The sequence below is a fragment of the Pseudomonas sp. P4_C8 genome (genome assembly GCF_056401975.1).
Map to the genome: position 1 here is coordinate 1 of NZ_JBFUIH010000093.1, position 5,416 is coordinate 5,416.

General features: G+C 58.7%; 5 protein-coding genes and 1 pseudogene. 3 read left to right on the forward strand and 3 right to left on the reverse strand.

The annotated features are described in order from the left end of the window. The 3 genes and pseudogenes from AC1DWM_RS29860 to AC1DWM_RS29870 form a co-directional block, all read right to left on the reverse strand. Nucleotides 1-116 (reverse strand): annotated as a pseudogene (locus tag AC1DWM_RS29860) (IS110 family transposase); the annotation flags it as partial. A 286-nt stretch (nt 117-402) separates the two neighbouring features. Next, the gene (lpxH, locus tag AC1DWM_RS29865) at nt 403-1,155 is read right to left on the reverse strand and encodes a UDP-2,3-diacylglucosamine diphosphatase (RefSeq protein ID WP_223520394.1); all 753 of its coding nucleotides are present in this window, start codon (nt 1,153-1,155) and stop codon (nt 403-405) included. Beyond that, nucleotides 1,152-1,658 (reverse strand): peptidylprolyl isomerase, encoded by a 507-nt coding sequence (locus tag AC1DWM_RS29870; RefSeq protein ID WP_477796855.1) that lies wholly within the window; start codon nt 1,656-1,658, stop codon nt 1,152-1,154. Before AC1DWM_RS29870 ends, lpxH begins: the two co-directional genes overlap by 4 nt. A gap of 246 nt (nt 1,659-1,904) precedes the next feature. Between AC1DWM_RS29870 and AC1DWM_RS29875 the strand changes: the two genes are divergently transcribed. The 3 genes from AC1DWM_RS29875 to AC1DWM_RS29885 form a co-directional block, all read left to right on the forward strand. Next, on the forward strand, nt 1,905-3,602 hold the full coding sequence (locus tag AC1DWM_RS29875) for a glutamine--tRNA ligase/YqeY domain fusion protein (RefSeq protein WP_223520391.1): 1,698 nt from the start codon (nt 1,905-1,907) through the stop codon (nt 3,600-3,602). A gap of 15 nt (nt 3,603-3,617) precedes the next feature. Further along, nucleotides 3,618-5,000 (forward strand): cysteine--tRNA ligase, encoded by a 1,383-nt coding sequence (cysS, locus tag AC1DWM_RS29880; protein ID WP_223520389.1) that lies wholly within the window; start codon nt 3,618-3,620, stop codon nt 4,998-5,000. Between the two features lie 234 nt (nt 5,001-5,234). Then, on the forward strand, nt 5,235-5,416 hold a 182-nt coding region (locus tag AC1DWM_RS29885), incomplete at its 3' end, for a transposase (RefSeq protein ID WP_477796854.1).

Below are 5,416 nucleotides of genomic sequence, written 5' to 3' on the forward strand. Positions count from 1 at the left end.
AAAGCTTCACGCGATTTGAGGCGTTCTTCATAAAGCACCTGGCCCAGAGCGTCTTCGCCTGCGACCTGAAAGACCTGCTTGGCAAGATCGACCGCCACTGTCGTACAGGCCGACACATCGGTTGAAGACAGGGACTGTTTAAGCGTCGTATTCTTTTTCATGGACTCGCCCTCGCTGCCGTTGGCTTCTTAGACTGCCACCGTGGCGCATTGACGCCTCGGCGTGGGCGAGTCCATCCAATTACAGGGGATTGGTGTCAGTCCGAAAATTGGCTGACACCGTGGGGACCAAATGTGGGAGCGAGCTTGCTCGCGATGACGGTGGACCAGTCAGTAAAGATGTTGAATGTGAATCCGCTATCGCGAGCAGGCTCGCTCCCACAAGGAGTTTTGTGTTCGGCAGTTAGTGAGTGGGGGCGGCCAGTTGCGGTGGCGGGGTGAAGTCGAACGGTGCCAGGGCAAACCCTTGTTCATCCACCTGCAACGCCCAGCCCTGACGATCCCAATCCCCGAGCACAATGCGCTTGGCCGCTTGCTCGCCCAGCTGCAATTTGTGGATGGCCGGGCGATGGGTATGGCCGTGGATCAAGGTCTTCACGCCATATTCCTGCATGATCCGCGGAATTTCTTCCGGCGTGACATCCACGATGTCATTGGCCTTCATCCGCGTTTGCGCACGGCTTTCACTGCGCAGCTTGCGCGCCAGTTTATGCCGAGTGCGCAGCGGCAAGTGCCGCAGGATGAACAGGCTGATGGGGTTGCGCAGGTAGCGACGCAGCTTCATATAGGCTTCGTCTCGGGTGCAGAGGCTGTCGCCGTGCATCAACAGCACCGGCTCGCCATAAAACTGCACGACACTCGGGTCCTTCAACAACGTGCAGCCGGCCTGTTTGCAGAAGGCCTGGCCCAGCATGAAGTCGCGATTGCCGTGCATCAAAAAGATGGCCGTGCCACTGTCGCTAAGTTCGCGCAGGGCTTGGCAGATGGAGCGTTGAAAGGGCGTCATGGCATCGTCGCCAATCCACGCCTCGAAAAAGTCGCCCAGGATGTACAACGCACTCGCCGAGCGGGCGCGTCCGGCGAGCAAATCCAGAAACGCCCGGGTTATGTCCGGGCGCTCCTCTTCCAGATGCAAGTCTGAAATCAGCAGTATCACTCAATGATCTCGGCTTTCTCGATGATCACGTCTTCTGCTGGTACGTCTTGGTGGCCGGCCTTCATGGTGGTGGAAACACCTTTGATCTTGTCGACGACTTCTTCGCCTGCAACCACTTTGGCGAACACGGCGTAGCCCCAGCCCTGAGTGGTCTTGGCGCTGTGGTTCAGGAAGCTGTTGTCAGCCACGTTAATGAAGAACTGGGCGGAAGCCGAATGCGGTTCCATGGTGCGGGCCATGGCAACGCTGTACTTCACGTTCGGCAGGCCGTTGTCAGCTTCGTTCTGGATGCTTGGGCGCTTGTCTTTCTTTTCTTTCATGCCTGGCTCGAAACCGCCGCCCTGGATCATGAAGTTGCCGATGACGCGGTGGAAAACGGTGTTTTCGTAGTGACCGGCTTTGACGTACTCGATGAAGTTGGCCACGGTGATCGGGGCCTTTTCAGCGTTCAGTTCCAGGACGATGTCGCCATGGTTGGTGGTCAGTTTGACTTGGGTCRTGATTACTACTCTTTCAAGGAATTCGTGGATGTCGGGACATTAAGGCCCGTCACCTGTTCAGCCTTTTTTGGCCAAGGAGGGCAGTTTAGCGTGACAGGCGCGAATTTCGAGGCTGTTTTTCATCGATAGCCGATTAAATGCGACCGTTTGCAGGCGCGCTCTGTCAGCTACTTGACAGCATCGGCTATGATAGCGGCTTTGTTTTACTTGGCCTTCTTCCGGCCGCGCACTTGTACGTTCAAGGATCCTATGAGCAAGCCCACTGTCGACCCTACCTCGAATGCCAAGACCGGCCCTGCCGTGCCGGTCAATTTCCTGCGCCCGATCATCCAGGCGGACCTGGACTCGGGTAAGCACACGCAGATCGTCACCCGTTTCCCGCCTGAGCCCAATGGCTACCTGCACATCGGTCACGCCAAGTCGATCTGTGTGAACTTCGGCCTGGCCCAGGAATTCGGCGGCGTCACGCACCTGCGTTTCGACGACACCAACCCGGCCAAGGAAGACCAGGAATACATCGACGCGATCGAAAGCGACGTCAAATGGCTGGGCTTCGAATGGTCCGGTGAAGTGCGCTATGCGTCGCAGTATTTCGACCAGTTGCACGACTGGGCGGTTGAGCTGATCAAGGCCGGCAAGGCTTACGTCGACGACCTCAGCCCGGATCAGGCCAAGGAATACCGCGGCAGCCTGACCGAGCCGGGCAAAAACAGCCCGTTCCGTGATCGCTCCGTGGAAGAAAACCTCGACTGGTTCGCTCGCATGCGTGCCGGCGAGTTCCCGGACGGCGCACGTGTGCTGCGGGCCAAGATCGATATGGCCTCGCCGAACATGAACCTGCGCGACCCGATCATGTATCGCATCCGTCACGCTCACCACCACCAGACCGGTGACAAGTGGTGCATCTACCCAAACTACGACTACACCCACGGTCAGTCGGACGCCATCGAAGGCATCACCCACTCGATCTGCACCCTTGAATTCGAAAGCCATCGTCCGCTGTATGACTGGTTCCTCGACAGCCTGCCCGTGCCAGCGCACCCGCGTCAGTACGAGTTCAGCCGCCTGAACCTGAACTACACGATCACCAGCAAGCGCAAGCTCAAGCAGCTGGTGGACGAGAAGCACGTCAATGGCTGGGACGATCCGCGCATGTCCACGCTGTCGGGCTTCCGTCGCCGTGGCTACACGCCGAAATCGATCCGCAACTTCTGCGAAATGATCGGCACCAACCGGTCCGACGGCGTGGTTGACTTCGGCATGCTCGAATTCAGCATCCGTGACGACCTCGACCACAGCGCTCCGCGTGCCATGTGCGTGCTGCGTCCGCTGAAAGTCGTGATCACCAACTACCCGGAAGGCCAGGTCGAGAACCTCGAACTGCCGTGCCACCCGAAAGAAGACATGGGCATGCGCGTTCTGCCGTTCGCCCGTGAGATCTACATCGACCGTGAAGACTTCATGGAAGAGCCGCCAAAAGGCTACAAGCGCCTGGAACCGGCCGGTGAAGTGCGTCTGCGCGGCAGCTACGTGATTCGTGCCGACGAAGCGATCAAGGACGCCGATGGCAACATCGTCGAACTGCGTTGCTCCTACGACCCGGAAACCCTGGGCAAGAACCCTGAAGGCCGCAAGGTCAAAGGCGTAGTGCACTGGGTGCCGGCCGCTGCCAGCGTCGAGTGCGAAGTGCGCCTGTACGATCGCCTGTTCCGTTCGGCCAACCCTGAGAAGGCCGAAGACAGCGCCAGTTTCCTGGACAACATCAACCCTGACTCGCTGCAAGTCCTCACCGGTTGTCGTGCTGAACCTTCGCTGGGCAATGCACAGCCGGAAGACCGTTTCCAGTTCGAGCGCGAAGGCTACTTCGTCGCGGATATCAAGGACTCGAAACCAGGTCATCCGGTGTTCAACCGTACCGTGACCTTGCGTGATTCGTGGGGCCAGTGATTCAAGGAAACTAAAGTGCTTACGATCTACAACACGCTCACCAAGAGCAAAGAAGTCTTCAAGCCGCTGGATGGCAACAATGTGCGCATGTACGTCTGCGGGATGACCGTGTACGACTACTGCCACATTGGCCACGGCCGCAGCATGGTTGCGTTCGACCTGGTGACCCGCTGGTTGCGCTTCAGCGGTTATAACCTGACTTATGTGCGCAACATCACCGACATTGAAGACAAGATCATCAATCGGGCGAAGGAGAACGGCGAGCCGTTCGACGTGCTGACCGAGCGCATGATCACCGCGATGCACGAGGACGAGGCGCGCCTCAACATCCTCAAGCCGGACATGGAACCACGGGCCACCGATCACATCGCTGGCATGCAGACCATGATCCAGACCCTGATCGACAAGGGTTACGCCTACGCCCCTGGCAATGGCGACGTGTACTACCGCGTCGCCAAGTTCATGGGTTACGGCAAGCTGTCGCGCAAGAAAATCGAAGACCTGCGCATCGGCGCGAGGATCGAAGTCGACGAGTCCAAGCAGGACCCGCTGGACTTCGTGCTGTGGAAAGGCGCCAAACCGGGCGAGCCGAGCTGGGCGTCGCCGTGGGGCGACGGCCGGCCGGGCTGGCACATCGAGTGCTCGGTGATGTCGACCTGCTGCCTGGGCGAGACCTTCGACATTCATGGCGGCGGCAGCGACCTCGAGTTCCCGCACCATGAAAACGAAATCGCCCAGAGCGAAGCGGCCACCGGCAAGACCTACGCCAACGCGTGGATGCATTGCGGCATGATTCGCATCAATGGCGAGAAGATGTCCAAGTCCTTGAACAACTTCTTCACCATTCGCGACGTGCTGGAAAAGTACCACCCGGAAGTCGTGCGATACCTGCTGGTATCGAGCCACTACCGCAGCGCGATCAACTACTCGGAAGACAACCTCAAGGACGCCAAAGGCGCACTCGAGCGTTTCTACCACGCGTTGAAAGGCCTGCCGAACGTGGCCCCGGCTGGCGGCGAAGCCTTTGTCGAGCGTTTCACCCAGGTGATGAACGACGACTTCGGCACGCCGGAAGCCTGTGCAGTGCTGTTCGAGATGGTGCGCGAGATCAACCGCCTGCGCGAGAGCGATCTCAATGCGGCGGCGGGTCTGGCAGCGCGCTTGAAAGAACTGGCGAGCGTGCTGGGTGTGTTGCAGCTTGAGGCCGATGACTTCTTGCAGGCCGGCGCTGAAGGGCGGGTGGATGCGGCTGAGGTTGATGCGCTGATTGCTGCGCGTCTGGCGGCTCGTGCGGCGAAAGACTGGGCTGAGTCCGACCGCATCCGCGACCAGCTCACCGCCATGGGCGTGGTGCTGGAAGATGGGAAGGGTGGCACGACCTGGCGTTTGGCTGACTGATAGATGTAATGCTTAAAAACAAAACCCGCCAAGTGCGGGTTTTGTTTTTAAGGGCTGTTCGCTAATTCTGCGGTGACAGGGCTGGCGTCTTCGCTGGCAAGCCAGCTCCTACAAGGTCGCGCCGTTCGCCAAAATTACGTACACCACGGACACTGTAGGAGCTGGCTTGATCTGGCCTAATGAAATTGGACACATCAATAGGGCGCTATGATGGCGCCCAAATCTAAGGTGTGCATGATGATGCGAAAGTCCTATTCCAGCGAGTTCAAGCTCAATGCTGCAAGCATGGTGCTTGATGAAGACCAGCCCATTCTTGAGGTCTGCGCCAACTTCGATATCGGCCCTACTGCGTTGCGCCGCTGGGTCGAGCAGGTCAGGAAAGAACGTGCAGGCTCGACGCTAGCGGGAACAAAAGC